The organism is Patescibacteria group bacterium (genome assembly GCA_023473585.1).
In the GTDB taxonomy this organism is placed as follows: Bacteria; Patescibacteriota; Microgenomatia; order JAMCYU01; family JAMCYU01; genus JAMCYU01.
Window position 1 is genome coordinate 1 of the sequence record JAMCYU010000006.1, and the last position, 23,576, is coordinate 23,576.

Annotated in this window: 21 protein-coding genes; 20 read left to right on the forward strand and 1 reads right to left on the reverse strand. The window is 41.7% G+C overall.

Annotation, left to right across the window (positions count from 1 at the left end):
• The first annotated feature begins 202 nt into the window (after positions 1-202).
• From M1575_02585 to M1575_02615, 7 genes are all read left to right on the forward strand, one after another.
• Positions 203-1,549 (forward strand): hypothetical protein, encoded by a 1,347-nt coding sequence (locus tag M1575_02585; GenBank protein MCL5095590.1) that lies wholly within the window; start codon positions 203-205, stop codon positions 1,547-1,549.
• A 22-nt stretch (positions 1,550-1,571) separates the two neighbouring features.
• Positions 1,572-2,306 carry a sortase gene (locus tag M1575_02590; protein MCL5095591.1) on the forward strand — a complete coding sequence of 245 codons (735 nt, stop codon included), beginning with the start codon at positions 1,572-1,574 and terminating at the stop codon, positions 2,304-2,306.
• A 105-nt stretch (positions 2,307-2,411) separates the two neighbouring features.
• A complete protein-coding gene (nusA, locus tag M1575_02595; protein ID MCL5095592.1) occupies positions 2,412-3,458 on the forward strand; it encodes a transcription termination factor NusA in 1,047 nt (348 codons plus the stop codon).
• Positions 3,459-3,500: 42 nt separating this feature from the next.
• Entirely contained in the window at positions 3,501-4,943 is a 1,443-nt protein-coding gene (infB, locus tag M1575_02600; GenBank protein MCL5095593.1) for a translation initiation factor IF-2, read from the forward strand.
• A 9-nt stretch (positions 4,944-4,952) separates the two neighbouring features.
• Positions 4,953-5,801, forward strand: a complete 849-nt coding sequence (locus tag M1575_02605; protein ID MCL5095594.1) for a DHH family phosphoesterase — start codon at positions 4,953-4,955, stop codon at positions 5,799-5,801.
• A gap of 102 nt (positions 5,802-5,903) precedes the next feature.
• Positions 5,904-6,170: a 30S ribosomal protein S15 gene (gene rpsO, locus M1575_02610; protein ID MCL5095595.1), complete on the forward strand. Its 267-nt coding sequence runs from the start codon at positions 5,904-5,906 to the stop codon at positions 6,168-6,170.
• 12 nt (positions 6,171-6,182) lie between these two features.
• Positions 6,183-8,360 (forward strand): polyribonucleotide nucleotidyltransferase, encoded by a 2,178-nt coding sequence (locus M1575_02615; GenBank protein MCL5095596.1) that lies wholly within the window; start codon positions 6,183-6,185, stop codon positions 8,358-8,360.
• 7 nt (positions 8,361-8,367) lie between these two features.
• On the opposite strand, the gene M1575_02620 is transcribed toward M1575_02615, so the two are convergent.
• Complete coding sequence (locus M1575_02620) at positions 8,368-8,940, reverse strand: hypothetical protein (protein MCL5095597.1); 573 nt, start codon at positions 8,938-8,940, stop codon at positions 8,368-8,370.
• Between the two features lie 140 nt (positions 8,941-9,080).
• Here M1575_02620 and M1575_02625 point away from each other — a divergent pair, with 140 nt between their 5' ends.
• Genes M1575_02625 through mltG form a run of 13 tightly spaced genes read left to right on the forward strand, consistent with a single transcriptional unit; the run spans position 9,081 to position 23,418 of the window.
• A complete protein-coding gene (locus tag M1575_02625; GenBank protein ID MCL5095598.1) occupies positions 9,081-10,151 on the forward strand; it encodes an AAA family ATPase in 1,071 nt (356 codons plus the stop codon).
• Positions 10,152-10,172: 21 nt separating this feature from the next.
• Positions 10,173-12,290: a DNA translocase FtsK gene (locus M1575_02630; GenBank protein MCL5095599.1), complete on the forward strand. Its 2,118-nt coding sequence runs from the start codon at positions 10,173-10,175 to the stop codon at positions 12,288-12,290.
• Positions 12,291-12,299: 9 nt separating this feature from the next.
• Entirely contained in the window at positions 12,300-12,944 is a 645-nt protein-coding gene (locus tag M1575_02635; GenBank protein ID MCL5095600.1) for a helix-turn-helix domain-containing protein, read from the forward strand.
• 49 nt (positions 12,945-12,993) lie between these two features.
• Positions 12,994-13,263: a hypothetical protein gene (locus tag M1575_02640; GenBank protein ID MCL5095601.1), complete on the forward strand. Its 270-nt coding sequence runs from the start codon at positions 12,994-12,996 to the stop codon at positions 13,261-13,263.
• Positions 13,250-13,585 (forward strand): hypothetical protein, encoded by a 336-nt coding sequence (locus M1575_02645; protein ID MCL5095602.1) that lies wholly within the window; start codon positions 13,250-13,252, stop codon positions 13,583-13,585. Before M1575_02640 ends, M1575_02645 begins: the two co-directional genes overlap by 14 nt.
• Before the next feature lie 50 nt (positions 13,586-13,635).
• The gene (locus tag M1575_02650; GenBank protein ID MCL5095603.1) at positions 13,636-15,477 is read left to right on the forward strand and encodes an alanine--tRNA ligase; all 1,842 of its coding nucleotides are present in this window, start codon (positions 13,636-13,638) and stop codon (positions 15,475-15,477) included.
• On the forward strand, positions 15,455-17,683 hold the full coding sequence (locus M1575_02655) for a hypothetical protein (GenBank protein MCL5095604.1): 2,229 nt from the start codon (positions 15,455-15,457) through the stop codon (positions 17,681-17,683). The genes M1575_02650 and M1575_02655 overlap by 23 nt, the downstream gene beginning before the upstream one ends.
• A gap of 15 nt (positions 17,684-17,698) precedes the next feature.
• Complete coding sequence (locus M1575_02660; protein ID MCL5095605.1) at positions 17,699-18,382, forward strand: sortase; 684 nt, start codon at positions 17,699-17,701, stop codon at positions 18,380-18,382.
• A gap of 8 nt (positions 18,383-18,390) precedes the next feature.
• Entirely contained in the window at positions 18,391-18,771 is a 381-nt protein-coding gene (gene ruvX / locus M1575_02665; GenBank protein MCL5095606.1) for a Holliday junction resolvase RuvX, read from the forward strand.
• Between the two features lie 57 nt (positions 18,772-18,828).
• Positions 18,829-20,940 carry a ribulose-bisphosphate carboxylase large subunit gene (locus M1575_02670; protein ID MCL5095607.1) on the forward strand — a complete coding sequence of 704 codons (2,112 nt, stop codon included), beginning with the start codon at positions 18,829-18,831 and terminating at the stop codon, positions 20,938-20,940.
• 11 nt (positions 20,941-20,951) lie between these two features.
• Positions 20,952-22,211 carry a thymidine phosphorylase gene (locus M1575_02675; GenBank protein ID MCL5095608.1) on the forward strand — a complete coding sequence of 420 codons (1,260 nt, stop codon included), beginning with the start codon at positions 20,952-20,954 and terminating at the stop codon, positions 22,209-22,211.
• Between the two features lie 36 nt (positions 22,212-22,247).
• Positions 22,248-22,445, forward strand: a complete 198-nt coding sequence (locus tag M1575_02680) for a hypothetical protein (protein ID MCL5095609.1) — start codon at positions 22,248-22,250, stop codon at positions 22,443-22,445.
• Position 22,446: 1 nt separating this feature from the next.
• Positions 22,447-23,418, forward strand: a complete 972-nt coding sequence (mltG, locus tag M1575_02685; protein ID MCL5095610.1) for an endolytic transglycosylase MltG — start codon at positions 22,447-22,449, stop codon at positions 23,416-23,418.
• Positions 23,419-23,576: the final 158 nt, after the last annotated feature.

The following is a 23,576-nucleotide window of genomic DNA, read 5'->3' on the forward strand; positions in this document are numbered from 1 at the left end:
GCATTTTTTCGGCCACCCATCGGGATTTAATACAGTTATGCATGAGTGGCATTTTAGGCCATAAATAGCGAATTCGTAAACTATCCATAATATCTTAAAAGTGTATACGTAATTATGTTACACTACGCTTCTTGACAAACAGCTTTTTTACGTTTAAGATAGGTTTTAACCTGCCCAAAGCAGGTTTTTTGTTGCTCGTTTTATGAAATCAAAAAAGCTTCCCACCTTAAGGCAAAAACTTTTTACGGGCTATGGTTTGATTCAAACACTGCTAACTTTAATTTTATTGATTAGCCTGGGAGTTTATTATTTTTCCACCAACCAAAACCTTCAATCTGAAAGAAACATTTTAGCCCAAAGTTGTACTAAATGCGGAAACGCCGGCGACCCGGTATGTGACCAAGTTTGCAGTAATAATTGCTGCGTGAGTTGTGAGGCGATCAATGTGGGCGAATGTGGTAATCACGTTGATTGTTACGTTTATGATGGTTCTTGCCATAGCAATCCCAAGACAGGAACACCTGTTCCCACGATAAGTCCTGCTTGTAATGGAGAAACTCAACCTGCCGGTTGTTCCTGCCAAAACGACAACCAGTGTGCTTCTGGGGTTTGCAGTTTCGCTCATTGTGCCTCTGGTTGTGGTGGTTTTGGCGAAGCTGAATGTTGGACTCATGCTAATTGCCACTTTGCCAATGGTGCCTGTCAAAATGGCGCCGCGCCCAGCCCTGGTAATGGTTCCTGTGAAATTGTCTGTATGGCTAATCGAAGTGGCGTTTCCGTCAGTGCGAAGGCCGGGATTGATCCAAATGCCTGTAAAGATGCCGTGGTTACTGCCTCTTGGTTTTCTAAGGTTTGTCCGGTAAATACCGGAGTTTGCGGCGGACCATCAACCACAAGTACGAACACCCTGCCTTTTACAGGGAACATCAGCGGCAGTGCTTGTGGTTCTTGGCAATCAGATATTGCGGCCGGAACGAATAAAGGCGGAAGTTGTCGAGCGGCTGACAGCGGTGTTGAACCGTGTCGCACAAATCCCCCGACGCCTACGCCCACTCCAACTCTGCCGGGAACACCCACGCCGACGCCATCCTTAACACCGACGCCGACTTCAACTCCAACGCCAACGTCCACGCCGACACCGACGCCAACGCCGGTAACCGGTTGCTATCAAGAATGTTCTTCCCTAACTTGCAGCGCTGGTTTGAGTTGCCAGGAGATAAACGGTACTAAACGTTGCGTCAATTCCGCCTGTTCGGGTGAGACTGATTGCACCTGTAATAAATCATGCTGGCAGATCTGCGGTCATGATAACGAATGCCCCCAAGACCTAAGATGTCTGCAGGTTGGTAGCGATAAACATTGTGTTAATATCTCTTGTCAAAACGAACAAGATTGCAGTTGTGAATCAATTTCGACGAAACCACCTGTTTTAGGCGCGCAAACACCAGTGGTTACTCCCAAAGCCGGAGCCGAAACAAATCTCACGATCAGTCTTTTGCTTATTGGCGCGATGGGAGTTGTCATTAGACTAGGCCTCTTATTAATTTAATTGATTTTTTAAAGCAAAGACGATGAATCAAAACGGAGTTATTTTTGATGGAACCAAAGCCGAAGGTTGGATAGCCGTTCCTAAAATTGAGCAAAACCAGAGTTTTGTTCCTCGAAGGTCTTCTTTTTGGCGGCCTTTTCTTCTCGTCGTTTCCACCGGTTTTATCAGCCTTTCTTTTTTTGGTCTAGCCTCTTTATTCTTACCGGTTTTGGTTCAGGAAGTCAGATATAATTTAATCATTTCACATCAATCTCAAGCAGAAGATAAAGTTTTCCCCGGTTTTCCGCACGGCGATCAATGGTCGCCTTTAAATACCACCTTTTCTTTGGTTATTCCCAAGATTGATGCCAAGGCAGCGATTACGGCCAACGTTGATCCGACCAACGAAGAGAATTATTTGGCAGCTCTAAAAGAAGGCATTGCCCACGCCAAAGGAACTTGTTTTCCCGGCATGGATTGTACGATGTATCTTTTTGCCCATTCGACGAGTTCACCCCTTTTAGTTTCACAATTTAACGCCGTTTTTTATCTTTTGCGAAAACTCGAGCCCGGCGATCAAATCTTAGTTTATTATTATAGTAAAAAAATTCTCTATGAGGTTACCGGTAAAGAAATTGTCGGGCCGAAAGAGACGAAATATTTAAAAGAGGTCGGCCAAGAAGAGAAGTTGGTTTTACAAACCTGTGATCCGCCGGGAACAACTTTAAATCGTCTTCTGGTTTTTGCCAAACCAAAACTCGTCGAATATTTAAGATAACGTTTGACTTCAAATATTTTAAGTGCTATAATCAGGCGGTAATTTTGAGTGACTTTTTGAGGTGGGGAGGAACCCACCTTTTTAATTAAAAAGAGGGAAAAAAAGATGCCAGCTATCGTCAGAACCGAATTTGCTTTAGCCCTTAATCAGGTTTGTACCGAACGAGGGATTGACCCTAACGTTGTTTTAGAAACAATTAAAGCGGCTATTTTAGCCGCCTATCGTAAGGATTTTGGCGAAGAAGAGATCGAGAAACTTGAGGCTCAAGTTGATCCTAATTCTGGCGAAGCGAAAGTCCTTAAGGAAGGGAAAGACATTACTCCTCCGGGTTTTGGTCGTATTGCCGCTCAAACCGCTAAACAGGTCATCTTGCAAAGAATCCGCGAAGCGGAAAAAGCCGCGGTCTTAACTGATTATTCAGCCAGAGTCGGGACGATCGTTAACGGTATGGTTTTAAGATTTGACGGTCCAAACATTATAGTTGACATCGGTCGAGCCGAAGGCGTGATGCCGCCGGCCGAACAAGTTCGCGGTGAGAATTATCGTATCAATCAAAGATTAACTTTTTATATTGAAGGAATAAAAGAAGGGATCAGGGGTAACGAAATTATTGTTTCAAGAGCTCATCGGGGCTTGGTTGAGGGTTTATTCCGTCGAGAAGTGCCTGAAGTCGCTTCGGGAGCCGTACAAATTAAAGGTATCGCTCGGGAAGCTGGTAACAGGACGAAGATCGCCGTTTTTTCTGATCAACCCGGAGTTGATCCGGTCGGTTCCTGTGTCGGACAAAAAGGAGTTCGGGTTCAGGCGGTCATTTCCGAACTTGGAGGGATGGAAAAGTTGGACATTATTCAATGGAATGATGATCCGATGACTTTTATTGCCAGCAGTTTGTCTCCGGCTAAAGAAATCACCGTGGTTCTTGACCAAGCCAAAGAGACGGCCGCGGCTTTAGTTCCAGATGATCAATTATCATTGGCGATTGGTAAAGACGGTCAGAATGTCAGGCTGGCGGTTAAGCTGACCGGTTGGAAAATCGATATTAAAAGCAAGTCCAAGGCGACAGAAGAAGCCAAGGCCGTAAAAAAAATCAAAAAAACGAAAAAAACGGCAACACCAAAAGCACCCAAGACAGGAAAAAAGCTTAAAAAATAAAAAAATCCCCAAGTGCCCCCGGTGTTGTGGAAAAATAATCTTATGAAGACAAAAAAAACCACTAAAATTGTGATGAAAAAACCAGGAAGACCGCCAATCGTTGTCGTTTTAGGTCACGTTGATCATGGCAAAACAACCCTTCTTGATTATATTCGTCAAACTCATATTGCTTTAAAAGAGGCCGGACAAATCACTCAGCATATCGGGGCCTACCAGGTTGACGTAGGTGACCAAAAAATTACTTTTATTGATACGCCCGGGCATGAAGCTTTTAATAAGATGCGCAGTCGTGGAGCTAATATTGCCGACTTAGCGATTCTTGTCGTGGCGGCTGATGACGGGGTTATGCCTCAAACTCAAGAAGCCATCCATCATATTAGAGAAGCCAAAATCCCCATGATCGTGGCGATTAACAAAGTGGATCTGCCGGGCATTAATTTAGAAAAAATCAAAAAACAATTGGCAAAAGAGAGTGTTTTACTCGAAGGTTACGGTGGTCAGATTGTCAGCTTACCCATTTCAGCCAAGACTGGCGAAGGCATCAAGGATCTTTTGGATATGATTATCTTAGTCAGTGAAATGGAAGGATTAGAAGGTGGGGAGAGCGGTTTATTTGAAGCCGTGGTGATTGAATCAAAAATGGATCGCAACCGCGGTCCTCTGGCTTCAATTTTAGTCAAAAACGGGACGCTTTGTCAAAGTGATGAGATTTTTATTGAAGGACAAAAAAGTCGAGTTCGGGCGATTATCAATGACCGGGGAGAACAAATCAAAGAAGCGAAGCCGGGCATGCCCGTTGAGATTTTCGGTTTAGAAGTTATCCCCCAGGTTGGCTCTTTCGTGACCAAAACGGCGACCACCATATCACCAAAAGTTATAGAAAACGAATCGGTGGCAGAACAAACTCAAGAAAAAACAGAGAAGATAAAAATTATTTTAAAAGCCGACACGATCGGAACTCTTGAGGCGCTTACCAATAGCCTAGGTAAAGAAAAAGCCCAAATTATCAGTAGCGGAACCGGTGATATTACCGATAGTGATATTCTTTTGGCAAAAACAACCAAAGCGATTATTCTTGGTTTTAATATTAGAATTAAACCTTCGGTTGTGAAGTTGGCCGAGACAGAACACGTTAACTATAAGATATATCAAATCATCTATGAATTATTGGACGAAATTGATGAGGTTATCGAAGCTCTTTCTAAACCGACAGAAGAAGAGTCATTAGGAAAAGCGGAAATTATTGCCGAGTTTCCGACGAAAAAAACCAAAATTGCCGGATGTCGAGTTATTGAGGGAAGATTAGCCCTAGGAGACAGAATAAAAATTCTAAGAGCCGAAAAGGAGATTGGTCAGGCAAAAATTAAATCCTTGCATTCTCAAAAGGTAAAAATTAATAAAGCTAGTTTGGGTCAAGAATGCGGGCTTGTTTTTGATCCCCCGCTTGACTTTACTATAGGGGATGTTGTAATATCCCAAAGATAATTAATAAATATGGCTATCCTACCTAATATTTCAGAAATCCGAAGTCTTTTAGAACAAAGCAAGGAAATTCTTGTTGTCACTCACGAAAATCCTAACCAGGACAGTCTGGGATCATCACTGGCGCTTTTTTTAAGTCTATCTTTATCGGGCAAAAAAGTCACGATTGCTTGCCCGACGCCGTCAACGGTTGCCTTTAGCAATCTGATTGGTATTGATAAAGTCGAACCGTCCCTAAGCGGCAAGAATTTTATAATTTCCTTAGACTATATTGAGGGTTCAATTGAAAAGGTTAGTTATAATGTCGCCAACGATAAGTTTAACTTAGTCATCGAGCCTCGACCGGGGGCTCCAACTTTTGGTCCGGAAAAAGTTCATTTTTCTTCGGCTCAAGCAACACCAGATTTAATTTTTGTGTTAGACTGCGCTTCTTTAGAAGAATTGGGTAAATTTTACCAAGACGAAAAAGAAATTTACTCAAAAATCACGACGATTAATATTGATTATCATCCAAACAATCTTCAATTTGCCAAAATCAACTTAGTTGAGCCCAATGCTTCCTCAACCTCAGAAATCGTCGCTTTTTTTATTCAGAGTTTGGGTTTGTCATTAACTCAGGATATGGCGACTAATTTATTAATAGGCATTGAAAGTGCGACGCATAATTTTTCCCTGGCCCAAACTTCAGCCGGCGCTTTCGAGGCTACGGCTTTATGTCTTAAGGCCGGTGGGAAAAGAGGTCTTTTGCCAGAGAAAGAAACTCTTAAAGAGGCTCCGGCAGATTGGTTGCAACCGAAGATTTATAAATCGGCCAAAACTCCGAGTTCACAGATACCCAGGGACGAATCAAGACTACTTTAATTTTTCAATTTAGTTTGCTATAATGAGCAAGGCGAATTAATCAAAGATATTTATATATAATCTTACTCATTTATCTTTGATATAATTTAAATCTATCACTCTATGCTTGATACCAATGCGAAAAAGAAAATAATCGAGAAATTTGCCACCGTTAACGGTGATACCGGTTCTCCCGAGGTGCAAATTGCGATTTTAACCGAAAGAATTAAAAAATTAACGGAACATTTAAAAATTCACGGTCATGATATTCATTCGCGCCGAGGTCTTTTAACCATGATTTCTAAAAGAAAAAGACTTCTTAATTATTTACAGGATAAAGATAAAAAAAGATTAAAAACCGTAAGTGAGAAATTGGGATTGGCTAAATAAACCCGTTTTGATATGAAAATAATCAAAAAATCATTCGAGATAGGCGGAAGAACTTTAACTTTCGAGACTGGACGACTTGCCCAACAAGCCAACGCCGCGGTTTTGGCTTCTTACGGCGAGACCATGGTTTTGGCGGCCGTTGTTTCTTCAGCGCCTAAAGCCGAACTGGATTATTTCCCTTTATCAGTTGAATACATCGAAAGACTTTATGCGGGCGGGAGAATCAAAGGTTCCCGTTGGGTTAAAAGAGAAGGTCGTCCGTCGGACGAAGCCATCTTAACCGCCAGACTAGTTGATCGTTCCATCAGGCCTCTTTTTCCTAAGGGTTATAAGAATGAAGTTCAGGTTACAGTGACGGTTTTATCGGTCGACGGAGAGAACGATCCAGATATTTTAGGAATTCTGGCGACTTCCGCGGCTTTATCTATTTCTAATATTCCCTGGAAAGGACCGATTGCTGCGGCCAGAGTTGGCTGGATAGCGCCAAAGGAAGGCGAACAGGGTCACTATCTTATTAACCCTTTACTGCCCGAACTTAATTTTTCCGAACTCGATTTGGTCGTTTCCGGAACAAAGGCCAAGACGATTATGCTTGAAGGCAAGGGAAAGCAATTGCGGGAAGAGATAGTTTTGGGAGCCGTTAATTTTGCCGGTGACGAACTAGAGAAAATCATCAAGGTAATTCACGAATTAGTTGAAGAAGTGGGTAAGAAAAAACAGGAATTTGAAGAGCCAGAAATAAATAAAGAACTCTTAAAAATCCTCGAAAAAGATTATCAGCATAAATTCGACCATATTTTAATCCAACGTATCGCCAAAGAGGAAGAAGGAGAAGAACTAGCAGTCCTTTCTCAAGAAGTTTTTGAAAAATATGAAGAAAAATACGGGATTAAGGAAATTAATCAAGCCTTTGATTACCTTTTCAAGAAATTTGTCCGTTCGGAAATCTTAGAAAAAGACAAAAGACCTGACGGCAGGAAAAAAGATGAAATTCGGCCGATTTCGATGGAATTGGGGGTTTTGCCGAGGACTCATGGCAGTGCTATTTTTACGCGAGGTCAAACTCAAGCCCTAACCGTTGTGACTTTAGGCGCCCCTTCATTAGAACAATTAATTGAAGCTCCAACCGGGGAAGAAACCAAACGTTATATTCATCATTATAATATGCCGCCCTATTCCGTAGGCGAAACAGGGAGGGTTGGTTTTTCGAGTCGTCGCGAGATTGGCCACGGAGCTTTAGCCGAGAAAGCTTTAGAACCGGTTATTCCTCCGGAGGGTAAATTTCCCTACACGATTAGGTTGGTTTCGGAAATTATGTCTTCTAATGGTTCAACCTCCATGGCCTCTGTCTGCGGTTCAACTTTATCACTTATGGATGCCGGTGTGCCGATAACAGATCCTGTAGCCGGGATTGCGATTGGTTTGATAACTGATGAGAAAAAATTTGTTACTCTGACGGACATCTTAGGTATGGAAGATTTTTCAGGAGACATGGATTTTAAAGTTGCCGGGACAAAAAACGGGATTACGGTTATCCAGCTTGATGTTAAAATTCCCGGTTTAACGGAAGAGATTATTAAAGACGCTCTGGAAAAGGCTAAAAAAGCCAGATTATTTATTCTTGAGAAAATAAATGAAGCCATGCCGGGGCCGCGGGGAGAAATTTCTCGTTTTGCGCCTAAGATAGCCGTGATTCACATTCCCACGGAAAAAATCGGCGAAGTTATTGGTCCGGGAGGGAAAATGATCCGTCAAATTATTACGCAAACTAATTGTACCGTTGACGTGGAAGACGATGGAACCGTGACGATTAGCGGTACTAATCCAGAAGACTTGGCCAAAGCGGTTGATTGGGTTAAGGGTTTAGTTAAGGAAGTTAAGCCTGAAGAAATCTATGAGGGAGCTGTCAAAAGAATTTTACCCTTTGGTGCTTTTGTCGAAATTTTACCTGGGAAAGAGGGCTTAGTCCATGTCTCACAGATGGCAACGGGTTTTGTGAAAAGTCCGGAAGAAGTCGTGACCATCGGGCAGCAAGTTAAAGTTAGGGTTATTGAGATTGACGATCAAGGCAGGATCAATTTGTCTATGCTTTTTGGTGAAGATGCGAAAAAGCCTGTAAGACGCGACCGTCCAGCTCCTCGTTTCGGCGGATCTCGTGGTTCCAGTGATCGTTTCCGCTCAAGGCTTTAAGGCCTGTTTAATTTTTCAGAAAATAATTAACTTCATTATCTCCAAAGCCAAGTTTAATAAGGCGACTTTTAATTTCTTTTAAGGAAAGATGGTTTTTCCCCAAGACGGGAATTAGCTCTTCGATTGTTTCCCTTGTTTCGTACGGGAAAATAACCCATTTATCAGTTTTTACATGCCAAAAATCGGGGAGAGGTTGGCTCCACGATTTGACGAACGGGACGAGAGTGGTGATTATTTTGGGGGAGAAGTCCTGCAAATACGAAATCGCCCTGCTTAACGTGGTTCCCTTATCGACAATTTCATCAATCAATAAAACTTTTTCATTTTTAATATCAACTTTTAACGGTTCGACAATTTTTGGTTCTCCTGATTCTCCCAACTTCGAATAGGAAACAATAGTAAAAGTTGAGATTGGCAATTTTAAATAGTCAGAAAAAATTCTCGCAATAACCAGACCACCTCTGGAAACACAGATAATCCGGTCAAATTGTAAATCTTTTTCCAGAATTTTTTTGGCCAAGTTAAAGCAAATTTCTTTTAATCGTGTCCAAGAAACCGGTAAAAATTTAATCTCTGGCATACTCATATTTTATCTAATTTTAACGGCTGAAGAAACAAAAAACTCGGCTTTTTGGCCGAGTGAAATTGACAATAATTACTAACCATGTTTACTTATATCACACCTTGTAATTAATGTCAAGCGCGTGCTAAAATCGTCTTATGCCTGCCCAAGAAACTGACGAAGTTAAAAAACTGGAAGAAAAAGTTAAAAAAGCCTTACTTCCTCCTGATCTTCAAGAGAAAACCGATGAGCTTCTTGAGAGAATTTCCCGGATGGCCAGGACGACTGGTTTTACGAGTGAGTTCGAGCAAGTTGCTCATTATATTGATTGGATTGTGAATCTGCCTTGGAGTCAACGTAGCCCCGATATTTTAGATCTGAAGCACGCAAAATCGGTTTTAGATAAAAATCATTACGATCTAACCCAAGTTAAAGAGAGACTTTTAGAATATTTGGCCGTGATGCAGTTGCGTCGTGAAAAAGAAACGGGTGAAGACAAGAATCAGATTTTAAAATTCATGCGGGCGCCGATTCTTTGTTTTGTCGGCTTGGTTGGCACCGGAAAAACGACGATTGCTTATTCCATTGCCGAGGCGATGGGAAGAAAATTCGTTCGTATTCCTTTCGGCGGCATGGGTGATTCTCTAGATCTGCGTGGTCAATCACGAGTCAGGCCAGACGCGGAAGTCGGCCAGGTAGTTAAGGCACTGAAACGTTGTCAGACCAAAAACCCCGTGATCCTTCTTGATGAAATTGACCGGGTTGCCGAACAGGCCAGAGCCGATATTATGGGGGTTTTGGTTGAACTTTTAGATCCGGAACAAAACATGGCTTTTGTTGATCATTATATTGATTACCCTCTTGATTTATCGGAAGTCTTATTTATCGCGACCTGCAATAATACCACCAATATCTCGACGGCCGTTTTGGATAGACTTGAACCGATTCAGATGCCTTCTTACAATGATGAAGAAAAAATTGCCATCGGCCGTGATTATGTTTTGCCCAAAATTATGGAAGAATCGGGTTTAACCAAAGATAACTTAAAAATCGACGAGCAACTTTGGCCCCAGATTGTCCGGCCTTTGGGTTTTGATGCCGGTGTTCGAACTTTAGAGCGGACACTCAACGGCATTTGCCGTAAAATTGCCAAACAGATTATTGAGGGTAAGGGCCGCAGTTACCACTTAACGACAGATAACATCAAGGACTTCTTACCAACCTGGTAAAAATTATAGTATAATAACTGCATGAGGCGACGCTATTACGCTCGTTCACTTTTGAAATTAAAGCTTAAAAAACAAACCATTTATAGTTTATCTTCGGTTTTTCTTTTGGGGGCGGCGGGAATTTCCGCCCTTTCTTTTACCCAGCAGGGGACTTTTTTAACCAAAATTTATAATCTGGAAATAGAAAATTTTGGCTGGGGCACGTTAGGCTTACCAATAATCTTGGCTCTTTACGGGTTAATTTTCTTGCGTCTTAAAATTTTTAAGCTGAATGTGGTTTTAGGCGCTTCTTTTTTTTGGTTTTCTTTAATTGCTTTAAGCCGGGCCGGGAGCTTGGGTAACGAAATCTTTACCAATATCGAAATTTTAATCTCCGGCGCCGGGGCGTTTTTGGTTTTTTTCGGAATGGCGGTTGTAGGTTTAACCATTTTGGCTAATACTTCCCTGGACCAGGTTTTAATTTTTTTTGCCAAAATTTTTATCGCTGTTTTTAAATTATTCAAAAACGCCTTTTTCGGCGGTTTTGGCAAGGGTAAAAAACCGGTTTTTGTTCAAGACAAATTACCTATTAAAGTTAGGGGTGAAGAAAAAACCATGTCGACACCGGCGGTCACAGCGTTGCCACCGACTCCCAATTTAGGCGAGGGACTAGGGACCGTTGTTGTTTCTAACGCTTCGGACTCGGGTATTTGGGAATATCCGCCTTTTGACTTACTCTCTGATGGTCCTGGTCAGAAAGCCGATCGGGGAGATTTAAAAGCTAATGCGGGAACAATTGAAAAGACGTTGGAATCCTTTGGCATTGCCGCTCGCGTGGTGGAGATAAATTTAGGACCAGCCGTAACCCAGTATGCGTTAGGCATAGCTTTGGGGACCAAACTTTCGAAAATTACTTCATTATCCAATGATTTGGCCCTGGCTCTAGCGGCACCGACGGGACAAATCAGAATTGAGGCGCCGATTCCGGGAAGAAATTTAGTGGGCATCGAAATTCCTAATCGGTCTTTAGAATTTGTCACTTTAAAACAAATGTTATCTTCGGATGCAATCAAAGAAGCCAAAAGTAAATTAACCGTCACTTTGGGTTTAGATGTTTCCGGTAGTCCGATCGTGACGAATATTGCCCGGATGCCGCATGTTTTGATTGCCGGGACAACGGGGTCCGGCAAGTCGGTCCTTATTAATTCCTGGATTGCCTCTTTGCTTTATAGGACAACGCCTAAGGAAGTAAAACTTATTTTAGTTGATCCGAAAAGAGTCGAGCTCATCGGCTATAACGGTATCCCTCATCTCTTAACGCCGGTAATTGTTGATGTTGACAAAATTTTATCAGCTTTAAAATGGGCGATGTCAGAAATGGACAGAAGATATAAACTTTTTGCTGACAACAGTGTGAGAAATATTGACAGCTTTAATGAGCTTTCCGGTTTTCAGGCTCTGCCTTATATTGTGATTTTTATTGACGAATTAGCTGACTTAATGGCTTATGCTCCGGTTGAAGTTGAAGACGCGATCTGTCGTTTGGCACAAATGGCGCGGGCGACCGGAATTCATCTTATCGTTTCCACGCAAAGACCCTCAGTTGATGTCATTACCGGCCTTATCAAGGCGAATATTCCTTGCCGCATTGCCTTTAATGTTTCCAGTATGGTTGATTCCCGGGTTATTCTTGATACGCCGGGAGCAGAAAAACTTTTAGGCCGGGGAGATATGCTTTATATCCCGCCGGATCAAGCCAAACCCACTCGAATTCAGGGAACTTTTGTTTCTGAGCAAGAGATCTCGCGACTCGTCGCTTTCCTTAAAAGTAAAGGGACACCTCTTGAGTATACGGAAGAAGTCACCAACATGCCCTTAACTTGGAAAAAATCTGGTCCAGGAGGAAGCGAGGGTAAAGACGATCTTTTTATCGAAGCCGTTAAAGTTGTTTGCCAATATGATCGGGCTTCGGCATCGCTTTTACAACGGCGTTTGTCTATTGGCTACGCCCGGGCGGCAAGAATTTTAGATCAATTAGAAGAAGAAGGGATTGTTGGTCCGGGAGAAGGGGCGAAACCTCGCGATGTTCTTGTTAGAAACGCCGAAGAATATTTAGCCGGAAAAAGCACTTCCTCAACTCAAGGGGAAAATTTACCGTAACCACTGACCATGAAAACTGTCGGAGAGATCTTAAGCCGGGCCCGTCAAGATCAACATCTCGGTCTTGATCAAGCGGAAAAGGCAACCAAAATTCGGAAAAAGTATTTAGAAGCCCTGGAGTTTGATGATTGGCAAAAACTTCCTTCTTTAACTTATGCCCGTGGTTTTATCGTTAATTACGCTCAATATTTAGGTTTAACGCCAGAGATGATTTTGGCCGTTTTTCGGCGGCAAGCCAATCCCGAACGATTAGAGAAAAACAAAATTGTTCCCCGGGGCGTCTCTGAACCTCTAAATGAACCTTTTTTCCGCTTAACTCCTTCAAAAATCATTGGTTTTTTTGTTTTAACTTTAATTTTACTCTTCTTTTATTGGCTCTTTGGACAATACCAGTCTTTGGTTTGGCGGCCTAAATTAACGCTTGAACGGCCGATAGAAAATGAAATTATTAAAAGCGGAAGAGTTTGGGTTATAGGGAAAACCGATCTTGGAGTGACTCTTTTTCTTAATGGCCAGGAAATTAAACCCGTTAACGGAGAATTTAGTCAGGAAATTGCGGTTGATCCTGGTTTGGTGACGATTGATATCACGGCCACGAATAAATTCGGCGGGAAAAACGAAATAAAAAGAACTTTTCAAGTTGAAAAACCGTAGAATTGACTCTTGACAATTTGAGGTTAAATCCGTAATACTAAAGACTGCGATGACGGATACTGCCCAACTTCTTTTAATTACGGTAGTTATTGTTTTAACCATTCTTCTGACGGTTATCGGCATCCAAGTTGTCTATATTCTGAAGGAATTTCGAAGATCAATGGAAAAAATTAATAAAATTTTAGACGATGCGGGTTTGGCCAGCGGGGCGGTTGCCAAGTCAATTGCCGGCTTGAGCGGTTTAACGGCTGGTTTTAAAACCGCCTTTTCTTTATTAAGTTTTTTTAAAAAAAAGGAGACACCAAATGAGCAACAGTGATGACAATCATGGTTTTTTATCGGGACTTTTTCTGGGTGGTCTTTTGGGAGCGGGTTTAATTGTTTTTATGGGGACAAAAGAAGGAAAGAAGATAGCCGAACAGTTGAAGGATAAAGGTGAAGATTTGGCCAACGAGTTGGAGGGCAAAATTCAGGAAGTTCAGGAAAAGGCCTTAGAAATTAAAGAAGAAGCGACCGATCAGACCTTGGAAAAGCTGGATAATGCTTTGGCGAAACTCGAAGACGCTCAAGCCAGAGCTCAAGAAACAACAGAGACAATCAGAAGAAAATTTTTTACCCGACAGGGCAAAAAACTTACCTAAAGAGAATTTGGGTTTTCCCAAAACTCCTTGTCATGGTATAATTTCTTCACATGATTGCTTCACAAATCCGTCAAAAATATCTGGATTTTTTTATTTCCAAGGGACATAAATTAATTCCAGCGGCGTCTTTGGTTCCGGAAAACGACCCGACAACTCTTTTTACTTCTTCCGGTATGCAGCAACTGGTACCATATTTAAAAGGCGAACCTCATCCCATGGGTCAAAGATTAGTAGATTCCCAACCGTCAATAAGACTTCAGGACATTGAAGAGGTTGGTGATAGTTGCCATACAACCCTTTTTGAAATGTTAGGCAATTGGTCTTTGGGGGATCCTGCCTCGCCTGATGGTATCGGTCAGGGCGGGTACTTTAAAAAAGAACAATTGTTGTGGTTTTGGGAATTTTTGACGAAAGAACTTAAGTTACCCGGGGAGAAACTTTACGTTAGTGTTTTTGAGGGAAATAAAGACGTTCCGAAAGATACCGAATCAGTGGAAATTTGGGAAAGTTTGGGCGTGCCAAAAGATCACCTTTTTTATTATGGGGTTGAAAAAAACTGGTGGTCAAGAAGCGGAACACCGGAACAAATGCCGGTAGGCGAGATCGGTGGACCTGATTCCGAAGTTTTTTACGATTTTGGCGAAGGTTTAAAACTTCACGAAAATTCTTCTTATAAAAACGAAAAATGCCACCCCAATTGTCAATGTGGCCGGTTTTTAGAAATCGGCAACTCGGTTTTTATGCAATATGAGAAAAAAGCCGACGGTAAACTTGTTGAATTATCGCAAAAAAATGTTGATTTCGGCGGTGGTCTAGAACGGTTAGCCGCAGCTGCCAATAATAATCCTGATATTTTTCAGATAGATTTATTTATACCAATTATTCGAATAATCGAACAGATGTCAGGGAAGAGTTATGGGAACGAAGAAAATAAAAAACCTATGCGGATTATTGCGGATCATTTAAGAGCGGCTACTTTTCTTATGACTAATGGTGTGGAACCTTCAAATAAAGCCCAGGGTTATGTTTTGCGAAGATTGTTGCGTCGATCAGCCGTTAAAATGCATCAACTCAAAGGAGGCCTAACATCAATTCCGGGATTCCACGAAATAGCAGACGAGGTATTAAGGATTTATGATGCTACTTATTTTGATCGGTCAACGGCGAGAGATTTAGTTTTTAGAGTTATCGAAGAGGAAATGGAAAAGTTTACATCCTCTCTCGATAAGGGTCTTAAAGAGTTAGAAAAACTTAATAATAATCAATTAAATACATTGAGTGTCTTTAATCTTTATCAAACCCATGGTTTTCCCTTTGAGGTTGCTAAGGAATTGATAGAAAGAAAAGGTGGCAAAGTAGACAAGTCAGAGTTTAATGATATTTTCAAAAAACACCAGAAGCTTTCGCGAACTGCCTCAGTTGGTATGTTCAAGGGAGGATTAGTTGATCAGTCGGAGATGGTGACTAAATATCATACAACTACGCATTTATTACAGGCAGCTCTTCGTCAGGTTTTAGGTTCTTTTGTTCATCAAAGAGGCAGTAACTTAACCCATGAAAGATTACGTTTTGATTTCTCCAATCCGGAAAAACTAACCCCGAACCAGTTAACCGAGGTGGAAAAAATTGTTAACGAACAAATCGAAAAAAATCTTGAAGTAAAAATGGAAATAATAGATTTTGAAAAAGCTTTGCAATCAAACGCCCTAACAGTTTCTGGAGAAAAGTACCCAGAGAAGGTAAAAGTTTATTCGATTGGCGATTTTTCCAAAGAAGTTTGCGGCGGACCCCACATAGACTTTACAGGTAAGCTTGGGAAGTTTAAAATAATAAAAGAAGAAGCCGTAAGTGCGGGAACCAGAAGAATTTATGCAACCCTCAATTTTCAGTAAATTTTTGCCGAAAGCTAACGCTAAGGCCGAATATTTTTTAACCCTGGAGATCCAGGATGATAAGGTAAAAACGGCCGCCTGTGAACTTAAAGAGGGTGAGATAAAGGTTTTAAGTATTGGTACCGCCGATTACAGCGGAACCTGGGAAGAGATAACCATCGCCGTTGATGAAGCCCTGTCTCAAGTTGAAGGCATGTTTCCTCAGGAAGTCAAAATTAATCAAGTAATTTTAGGTTTACCGACAGAATTTACCAAAGATGGTAAAATTGAAGAGACCTATTTGGCTTCCATTAAAAATATCCTGCAAAAATTATCGTTAACCCCTTTGGGTTTTGTCGAAATTCCCTTAGCGATTATCCATTTCCTACAAAATCAGGAAGGCGGGCCGCAGACCTTAATTCTCGTTCGGGTTGGCAAGCAACTGACGGTTTCTTTGGTGAGAGTGGGGAAAATTACCAATAATATCAATATCGAGAGAACGGAAAATATCGCCTTGGATTTTGAAAAGGCAGTGGCTTCTTTTACGGGCGTGGAGATTTTACCGTCGCGGATTCTTCTTTATGATGGCCAGGAATTGGAAAAAGCCAGGCAGGAGCTTATGAATTATCCCTGGTTGACCAAAGCTTCTTTCCTCCATTTTCCCAAAATCGAAGCGGCATCATCTAATATTGATATTGAATCAGTGGCTTTTGCCGCCGGGAAAGAAACGGCGCAAAGAATTGAAATCGTCGAAACCGAAAAAGAAGAACAACCAATGTCCCAGTCAGTACCGGTCGCCGCAGAGTTACCGCCTGAAGCAAGTCAAGAAACAGAGAAACCGGAAGAAGCACAGGATTTTGGTTTTGTTAAAGGGGAAGATGTTGGTCAACACCAACCTCAAAATGATTTTCAAACGGAGCCGTCAGAACCAGTTGCCAGAACTTTTATTCAGCCGACTCCCTCTTTTCAGGAATCAGCGCCGAAGACAGCGTCAAAACTAAACTTACCGAAAATCTCTCTGATTCCTTTTAAAAACTTTTTCTCCATGACAGGTCAAAAACTAAAAGGCCTTTTATCAAAAAAATTCGGCCTAGCTGTTTCTTTGGCCTTGGTTTTACTCCTTTTGGCCGTTGGTTCTGTTTTGGCTCTTTGGTATTATCCGACCGCCCAGGTCAATATTATTCTGGAATCGCAAATTTTACAGCAGCCTTTAGAGATTAATTTAAACGCCAAGGGAACGACAATCAACGAAGCGAACAAAGAAATTCCGGCGCTTAATCTTGAAACTGAAGAGAAAGAAGTCAAAAAAGCCACGACGACGGGTAAAAAAACTGTTGGTGAAGCAGCCAAAGGCGAGGTTACCATTTATAATAAAACCACTAACAGCAAAACCTTCAAAAAGGGAACCGTTATCGTTTCTCCTAATAATCTTAAATTTACTTTAGATGATGAGGTGAGTGTCGCTTCGGCCTCGGAAAGTGTTGGGAGCTTAACTTTCGGTAAACAAAATATCAAAGTCACCGCGGCCAATATCGGTCCCGAGGGCAACTTGGGGGTCAGCCAGGAATTTCGTTTTGCCGATTTTCCGACCAGTTCTTATTCCGCTAGGAACGAGGTTGCTTTTTCCGGAGGGACCAGCCGAGAAATATCGGTGGTGGCTCGAGCCGATCAGGAAAAGCTCCTTACTTTAGCTTCAACCGAACTCCACGAAAAAGCCAAAGGCGATTTAAGCGGCAAGCTAGGTTTGGGCGAAAAACTTATCGAAAAAACCCTGGCAGGAACCGTAACCCAAAAAAAATTTGACAAAGAAGTTGACGAAGAGGCCAACGAAATTAATCTTGATTTAACCATGCATTTTACCGGTCTGGGTTACAAGGAAAATGATCTTCTTTTTCTTTTGGAAAAAAGTCTTGCCCCGTCAATTCCTTCTGGCTTTGAGTTTAAAAAAGACGAAGTTAAGCTGGAAGTGGTGGAAATTCAAAAGAAAAAAGACGGTAATTTGGTTCTTAAAATCAATTTTACTTCCATTCTTATGCCCCAGATTGACACGAACCTTATTAAGAAGGAGCTTCTCGGAAAAAGTTTCAGCGAAGCCGATAAATATTTGCGAAGTTTAGGTAACCTGGCCGGTTTTGAGGTTAAGTTTGGCCGCCAATTACCCTTTTTCAAGAATATTTTTCCTCGTACTGGTCAAAATATCAACATTGCAACTTCCAGCCGCAAGTAGTACTCTTTAAATAAGATGGCCACCTATGTTTACCTTAAAAAACCGGTAAGAACATCTTTACGTCCTCAATCAGTCTTTTTATCGTCATTGTTTTTTTCCGGCGGCGCTTTCTTTCTTTTTTTGGTGATTTGGCCGATTTTCAGTTTTGAGATTTTAATGACGCCGAAACTATCAGCCAAAACCGTTAGCCCGTTGCCGGAGAAACAGATTTTAGGTGTTCAGACTGATTTGACCCAGGCTTCTAATTGGTTCCCTCAAGCCTTGCAACGGAATTCCCCTTCGAAAATTACCAGCTATACTCTTTCTATTCCTAAATTAAGAGTTAAAGACGCGACGGTGGTTATTGGGAGCAATGATCTTTCGAAGAATTTAATCCAGTGGGGTAGTGATTCTTTGCCCGGAGAATTAGGTAACACGGTCATTTTCGGCCACTCGGTTTTACCCGCCTTTTTTGACCCCAAAAATTACATGACGATTTTTTCGACGCTGCCGACCCTCAAGGAGAAAGATGAAATTTATGTTTATTTCGACGGGATTACTTATCTTTATCGGGTTACCGAGATGCGCGTTGTTGCTCCGGAAGATCTTTCCGTTTTAGAGTCAAAAAATGATCAGTCTTCTCTTTCGTTAATCACCTGTGTGCCGCCGGGAACCTATTGGAAAAGATTAATTGTCAAAGCAAAACTTATCAACATCTAGTTTAAGGAATGATGAGGATTTTAGGTATTGATTTCGGAGAAAGAAAACTTGGTCTAGCTCTTTCTGAAGGTGAACTTGCCCGGCCCTTAGGCGTTCTTAATCAAGAAAATTTTGAGTCGAAAATTCCTAAAATTTGTCATGATCATGAGATCGAAAAAATCGTCATCGGTCTCTCCGAAGGCGCCATGGCCGAAGAAACTAAAGCCTTTGGCCAAATTATAGGAGAAGTTACCAATTTGCCGGTTGTTTATTGGGAAGAAACCTTAACTTCACAAGAAGCCCTAAGAAAGATGATCGAAGCCGGCAAATCAAGAACGAAAAGACAGAAAGAAGAACACGCGATTGCCGCAGCTTTAATTCTTCAGGCTTATTTAGACAACGCCGTCTGAATTTGACTCCAACCGTTAAGTTTGAATTTAAGCTTAAACTTCTCTACAATTAATTGGATGGATAATCTTGAAAAAACGATTGAAGAAATCAAATCCTTAAAAATTCAGGGAGCAACCAACGTGGCTAAGGCCGGACTTAAGGTTTTGCAAACCTTACCCACGGAAAAAATTCCCGAAGCCATTGAGGCCTTGCTTTTAACCAGACCCACGGAACCGCTTTTACAAAATTCTTTACGTTTGGTGCAGCTTAAAGGTAAATCAGTCATTACGCCAACCTTAGGAAGATTCGATGACATTGAAAATGAAATTTTAACCCATGGTTTGCCCTTAATTAAAGAGGGAATGCGGATTTTAACTCATTGTCATTCTTCAAGTGTGGTGAATCTTTTAAAAGAAGCGGCGAAAAAAGGTTTAACTTTTAAAGTTTATTTAACCGAAACCAGACCTTTTTTTCAAGGTCGAATTACCGCTCGGGAATTAACCGAAGCAGGGATTTCAACCACCATGATTACCGATTCTGAAGCCGCTTTTTTAATCAGTAAGGAAGACGAAAAGGACCTTGACCTGATTCTTTTAGGGGCGGATGCTCTTTCTCAAAAAGGTGGCGCTTTTAATAAAGTTGGCAGTTATGGTATTGCTCTTTCGGCTTTTCACGCCAAAATTCCTCTTTTTATCGTCACGACCCTCCTTAAATTTTCTTCACAAACGCCGGTTATTGAAGAAAGAAACGGAAAAGAAATTTGGGAGAATAAACCCCAGGACCTAGAAATTTTCAATCCCAGTTTTGATTACGTTCCTCCGGAATTTATCACCGGTTTTCTTTGTGAATTTGGCCAAGTTTTGCCTCAAAAAATGAAGACAATGGTTAGAAAAAATTATCCGTGGATTATCGAAATGAGTAAAACCAAGACCAAAACGATGAAAAATTTCAGTCCGTACAAATCATATTTACATTTAGAAGAAAAGGTTGATTTGAAAAATCATATCGTCGCCCACTTTTTATTAGGTGTTGACCAGAAGACTGATTTTGGCGAAACTGCCGGCGGGGTGGCGGCCGAATCGTCAATCGGTACTTGGACAAAAATTACCACTGAAGCTCAAAGCAGCTTTGAGCGTTTGCACGCCAGGGTTTTAGAAGCCGATAAAAAAACTCATTTTTTAAAAATTGCCTATCCTTTAGAACTTTTCGAAGAGGGTAATTTACCGCAGCTTCTCTCCTCGGTGGCCGGGAATATTTTCGGTTTAAAGGAAGTTAAAAGTTTAAAGCTTATAGACTTAAACTTGCCGGAAAAATATGTGATGACTTTTCCCGGACCGGCGCTGGGTCTTTTGGGCATAAGAAAATTAACCGGTATTAGCCAAAGACCGCTGATTGGTTGCATTATTAAGCCTAAATTGGGATTAGACGTGACGAAACACACCCAAGTTGCCAGAGAGGTTTTCTTAGGCGGTGTTGACTTTGTCAAAGATGACGAGAATTTAACCAATCAGGTCTTTAATCCTTTTAAAAAAAGAGTTAAAGAAGTTATGCGGATGATAAGAGTTAATAATTTTAAGGAGAAAATCTACGCGTTTAATGTCACCGCAGAAACAGAGAAAATGTGTCAGCGGGCCAAATTTATCAAAAAGCAGGGCGGAAATTGCGCCATGATTGATTTTTTAACCAACGGTTTTGCCGGTTTACAAACTTTACGTAGCCAAAATTTAGGGCTTATGATTCATTGTCATCGGGCGATGCATGCCGCCCTGGACAGATCTCCCGATTACGGAATATCAATGTTGGTTTTAGCTAAACTGGTGCGTTTGGCCGGCGTTGATTCTTTGCATACCGGGACGGTTCTCGGTAAAATGGAAGGAGGGAGCGAAGAGGTAAAAGTGATTAATGAATTTTTACTTAGTGACTGGTACGGACTGAAAACGGTTTTGCCCGTCGCTTCCGGTGGACTGCATCCGGGATTGGTGCCTGATTTAGTCAAAATCTTAGGTAAAAATATTCTCTTAAATTTTGGCGGCGGCATTCATGGACACCCTCGGGGATCGCGAGCCGGAGCCATCGCGGTTTTAGCGGCCATTGAAGCCGAGGAACAAAAGATACCGCTTCGTGAGGCAGCTAAAAATCATGAGGAATTAGCGTTGGCTTTGGAGTATTGGGAGGAAGGTTTAATTTAAAGGAGAAAGAGATGAGTCTATCAAAACAATCGCTTGCCATTTCGGCCATTAGGAAAAAATTAGTTGGTCAAAGATTATCGTATCAGGAGATTTTCGCCTTAATGGACGAAATTGCCAATCGCCGCTTGGGGCCGATTTTAACCACTTACTTTGCCGCCGCTGGTTTTAAAGAAGGTTTTTCTGACGAAGAACTTTACTTTCTAACTAAAGCGATGGCCGAAACCGGTGATAAACTTCGTTTCTCGGGGATTGTCGCCGACAAGCATTCAACCGGAGGTGTGGCGGGAACGAGAACCACGATGATTTTGGTTCCCATTATTGCCGCCGCGGGAATCAAAATTCCGAAAAATTCTTCAAGAGCCATTACTTCTCCTTCGGGGACGGCGGACACGATGGAAGTTTTGGCGCCCGTCACTTTTGCTCCTAGAGAGATTGAGAAAATTGTCAATCGTGTCGGTGGTTGTATTGTTTGGGGAGGACATTTAGGGTTGGCTCCCGCCGATGATGTTATTATTCAAGTTGAAGAGCCCTTAGCTTTTGAGTCGTTTGACAAAATTATTATTTCCGTCATGGCGAAAAAAGTGGCTTCGGGAGCTACCCATGTGGTGTTTGATATCCCCGTTGGACCGACGGTTAAAATCAAACACTTTGCCGATGCGGAACTGATCGGTAAAAAATTTCTTTTTTTAGGGAAGCGCTTTGGTATAAAAATTATTGTCGATATTAATCATACGCTGGAACCAGCCGGTCGGGGTATTGGACCGGTGCTTGAATCAAGAGACGTTTTAAGAGTTTTAGAGCAAACAAAAAACCGGCCTTTGGCCCTAGAAAGAAAAGCCCTGCGCTTAGCGGGGAAACTTTTAGACCTTTGTTTTACCGATATGAAAAAAGCCAAACAGGCAAGCGGGGAAGAAACGGCTTCAAGAATTTTAGCCTCCGGTCAAGCTTTAGCCAAAATGCGGGAGATTATTGAGGCCCAAGGAGGAAACCCCGATGTTTCTGCCGACAGATTAAAACTGGGGAAATTCAAAGCCGAAATAACCAGTCAAAAAAAAGGCCGCATCGCCCAAATTGACAATCACCAGATAACCGTTGTTTGCCGGATTTTGGGCAGTCCGGAAGATAAACAGGCGGGTTTGTTTTTAGAAAAGCGGATCGAGGAACACGTGGACAAGGGTGATATACTATTTATAATCTATGCCAATGATAAATGGAGACTGGAGGAAGCTAAGGAAACGGTTAAGAATTTACCGGTCTTCAAAATAGAATAACGCTTTTAGCGTAAAGGAGAATTAATGTTTAAAAATATGATCAGTCCGGTTCAGGCTTGGCTTTTATCTCAGGGTCGCTGTGTCGGCTGTGGGCTTTCATTGGCAAACTCCAAGCTCAAAACACAAAAGTCAAAAGTTAAAGACGAAAATTTAGTCACTTGTAAATGCGGACGAGTTTATATTCATGAGACAAAAACCGGTAAATTCAGACGCGCTCTTTTATCAGAAGTTTAACATGAAATCTTTAAAGATAAGACTAAGTGTTTTAACGCTCGTTATTCTTCTTTTTCTAGTCCTGGGTTTTATTTGGTGGCAACAAGGAAAAGCTTCGGTTAATCCTTTTAACAAAACTCCCCAAATTTTTGTGGTTGGTAAAGGTGAGGGAGTGAGAGCAATTGCTTCTCGACTTAAAAAAGACAATCTGATTAAAGACCAGGTGGTTTTTTTCCTCTTGATTAAAAAAATGGGGATTGATCAAAACCTCCAGGCAGGAGACTTTAGACTTAATCAAGCGATGGATGCCCAAACCATTGCTCAAACTCTAACGAAAGGGATGGTTGATATTTGGATCACCATCTTAGAAGGTTGGCGTAGCGAGGAGATCGCTCTTAAAATGGCTTCGGATTTACAGTTGCCGGAAAGCCAATTTTTAAAATATAGCCAGGAAGGTTATATGTTCCCGGATACCTATTTAATCCCCAAAGAGGCAACCGCGGCCGCCATCGTCCAAATTTTAAAAGACAATTTTAGGCAAAAAGTCACAGAAGACCTGCAAAAAGAAGCGATCAAAAATGGTTTAACCTTAAAAGAAACAATTATTTTAGCCTCAATCGTCGAAAAAGAAGCCAGCGGTGAAAATGACAGAAATCTGATCGCCGGCATTCTCCTGCGGCGTTTAAAGAGCGGGTGGCCGCTGCAGACAGACGCGACCCTTCAATACGCTTTGGGTTATCAACCGGAAGAAAAAACCTGGTGGAAGAAAAATCTTACCGACCTTGATAAAAAGTTTAAGTCTCCTTACAATACTTACCTCAATATCGGTTTGCCGCCCGAACCAATTTGTAATCCGGGTTTGGCTTCGATTAGAGCGGTTATTTATCCCGAGAAGTCTGACTTTTGGTATTATCTTCATGATCCGACAGGCGGCGTTCATTTCGCCAAAACCATCGAAGAACACGAAGCCAACATTGATAAATATCTTCGGTAATCAATCATTTTAAATGATACTTGACAGAAGAGGTACGATCACACAATAAGGTATACACTTTTGAACTCCGGAAACGATTGTAGTTTCTCCAACGGTGTTTTCCCATCCATGCCAAAACCCCAGTGTGGTCTTTCATTGTTGTAATGTTTAAGATAATT

What these genes read in the sequence shown, in the direction of transcription:
- M1575_02590 (MCL5095591.1), top strand. Translation starts at nt 1,572, where the DNA reads ATGAATCAAAACGGAGTTATTTTTGATGGAACCAAAGCCGAAGGTTGG.
- mltG (MCL5095610.1), top strand. Translation starts at nt 22,447, where the DNA reads ATGAAATCTTTAAAGATAAGACTAAGTGTTTTAACGCTCGTTATTCTT.
- M1575_02585 (MCL5095590.1), top strand. Translation starts at nt 203, where the DNA reads ATGAAATCAAAAAAGCTTCCCACCTTAAGGCAAAAACTTTTTACGGGC.
- M1575_02605 (MCL5095594.1), top strand. Translation starts at nt 4,953, where the DNA reads ATGGCTATCCTACCTAATATTTCAGAAATCCGAAGTCTTTTAGAACAA.
- M1575_02635 (MCL5095600.1), top strand. Translation starts at nt 12,300, where the DNA reads ATGAAAACTGTCGGAGAGATCTTAAGCCGGGCCCGTCAAGATCAACAT.
- M1575_02675 (MCL5095608.1), top strand. Translation starts at nt 20,952, where the DNA reads ATGAGTCTATCAAAACAATCGCTTGCCATTTCGGCCATTAGGAAAAAA.
- M1575_02660 (MCL5095605.1), top strand. Translation starts at nt 17,699, where the DNA reads ATGGCCACCTATGTTTACCTTAAAAAACCGGTAAGAACATCTTTACGT.
- M1575_02670 (MCL5095607.1), top strand. Translation starts at nt 18,829, where the DNA reads ATGGATAATCTTGAAAAAACGATTGAAGAAATCAAATCCTTAAAAATT.
- M1575_02650 (MCL5095603.1), top strand. Translation starts at nt 13,636, where the DNA reads ATGATTGCTTCACAAATCCGTCAAAAATATCTGGATTTTTTTATTTCC.
- infB (MCL5095593.1), top strand. Translation starts at nt 3,501, where the DNA reads ATGAAGACAAAAAAAACCACTAAAATTGTGATGAAAAAACCAGGAAGA.
- M1575_02645 (MCL5095602.1), top strand. Translation starts at nt 13,250, where the DNA reads ATGAGCAACAGTGATGACAATCATGGTTTTTTATCGGGACTTTTTCTG.
- M1575_02630 (MCL5095599.1), top strand. Translation starts at nt 10,173, where the DNA reads ATGAGGCGACGCTATTACGCTCGTTCACTTTTGAAATTAAAGCTTAAA.
- M1575_02680 (MCL5095609.1), top strand. Translation starts at nt 22,248, where the DNA reads ATGATCAGTCCGGTTCAGGCTTGGCTTTTATCTCAGGGTCGCTGTGTC.
- rpsO (MCL5095595.1), top strand. Translation starts at nt 5,904, where the DNA reads ATGCTTGATACCAATGCGAAAAAGAAAATAATCGAGAAATTTGCCACC.
- M1575_02625 (MCL5095598.1), top strand. Translation starts at nt 9,081, where the DNA reads ATGCCTGCCCAAGAAACTGACGAAGTTAAAAAACTGGAAGAAAAAGTT.
- M1575_02655 (MCL5095604.1), top strand. Translation starts at nt 15,455, where the DNA reads ATGCAACCCTCAATTTTCAGTAAATTTTTGCCGAAAGCTAACGCTAAG.
- M1575_02615 (MCL5095596.1), top strand. Translation starts at nt 6,183, where the DNA reads ATGAAAATAATCAAAAAATCATTCGAGATAGGCGGAAGAACTTTAACT.
- M1575_02640 (MCL5095601.1), top strand. Translation starts at nt 12,994, where the DNA reads ATGACGGATACTGCCCAACTTCTTTTAATTACGGTAGTTATTGTTTTA.
- M1575_02620 (MCL5095597.1), bottom strand. Translation starts at nt 8,940, where the DNA reads ATGCCAGAGATTAAATTTTTACCGGTTTCTTGGACACGATTAAAAGAA.
- nusA (MCL5095592.1), top strand. Translation starts at nt 2,412, where the DNA reads ATGCCAGCTATCGTCAGAACCGAATTTGCTTTAGCCCTTAATCAGGTT.
- ruvX (MCL5095606.1), top strand. Translation starts at nt 18,391, where the DNA reads ATGATGAGGATTTTAGGTATTGATTTCGGAGAAAGAAAACTTGGTCTA.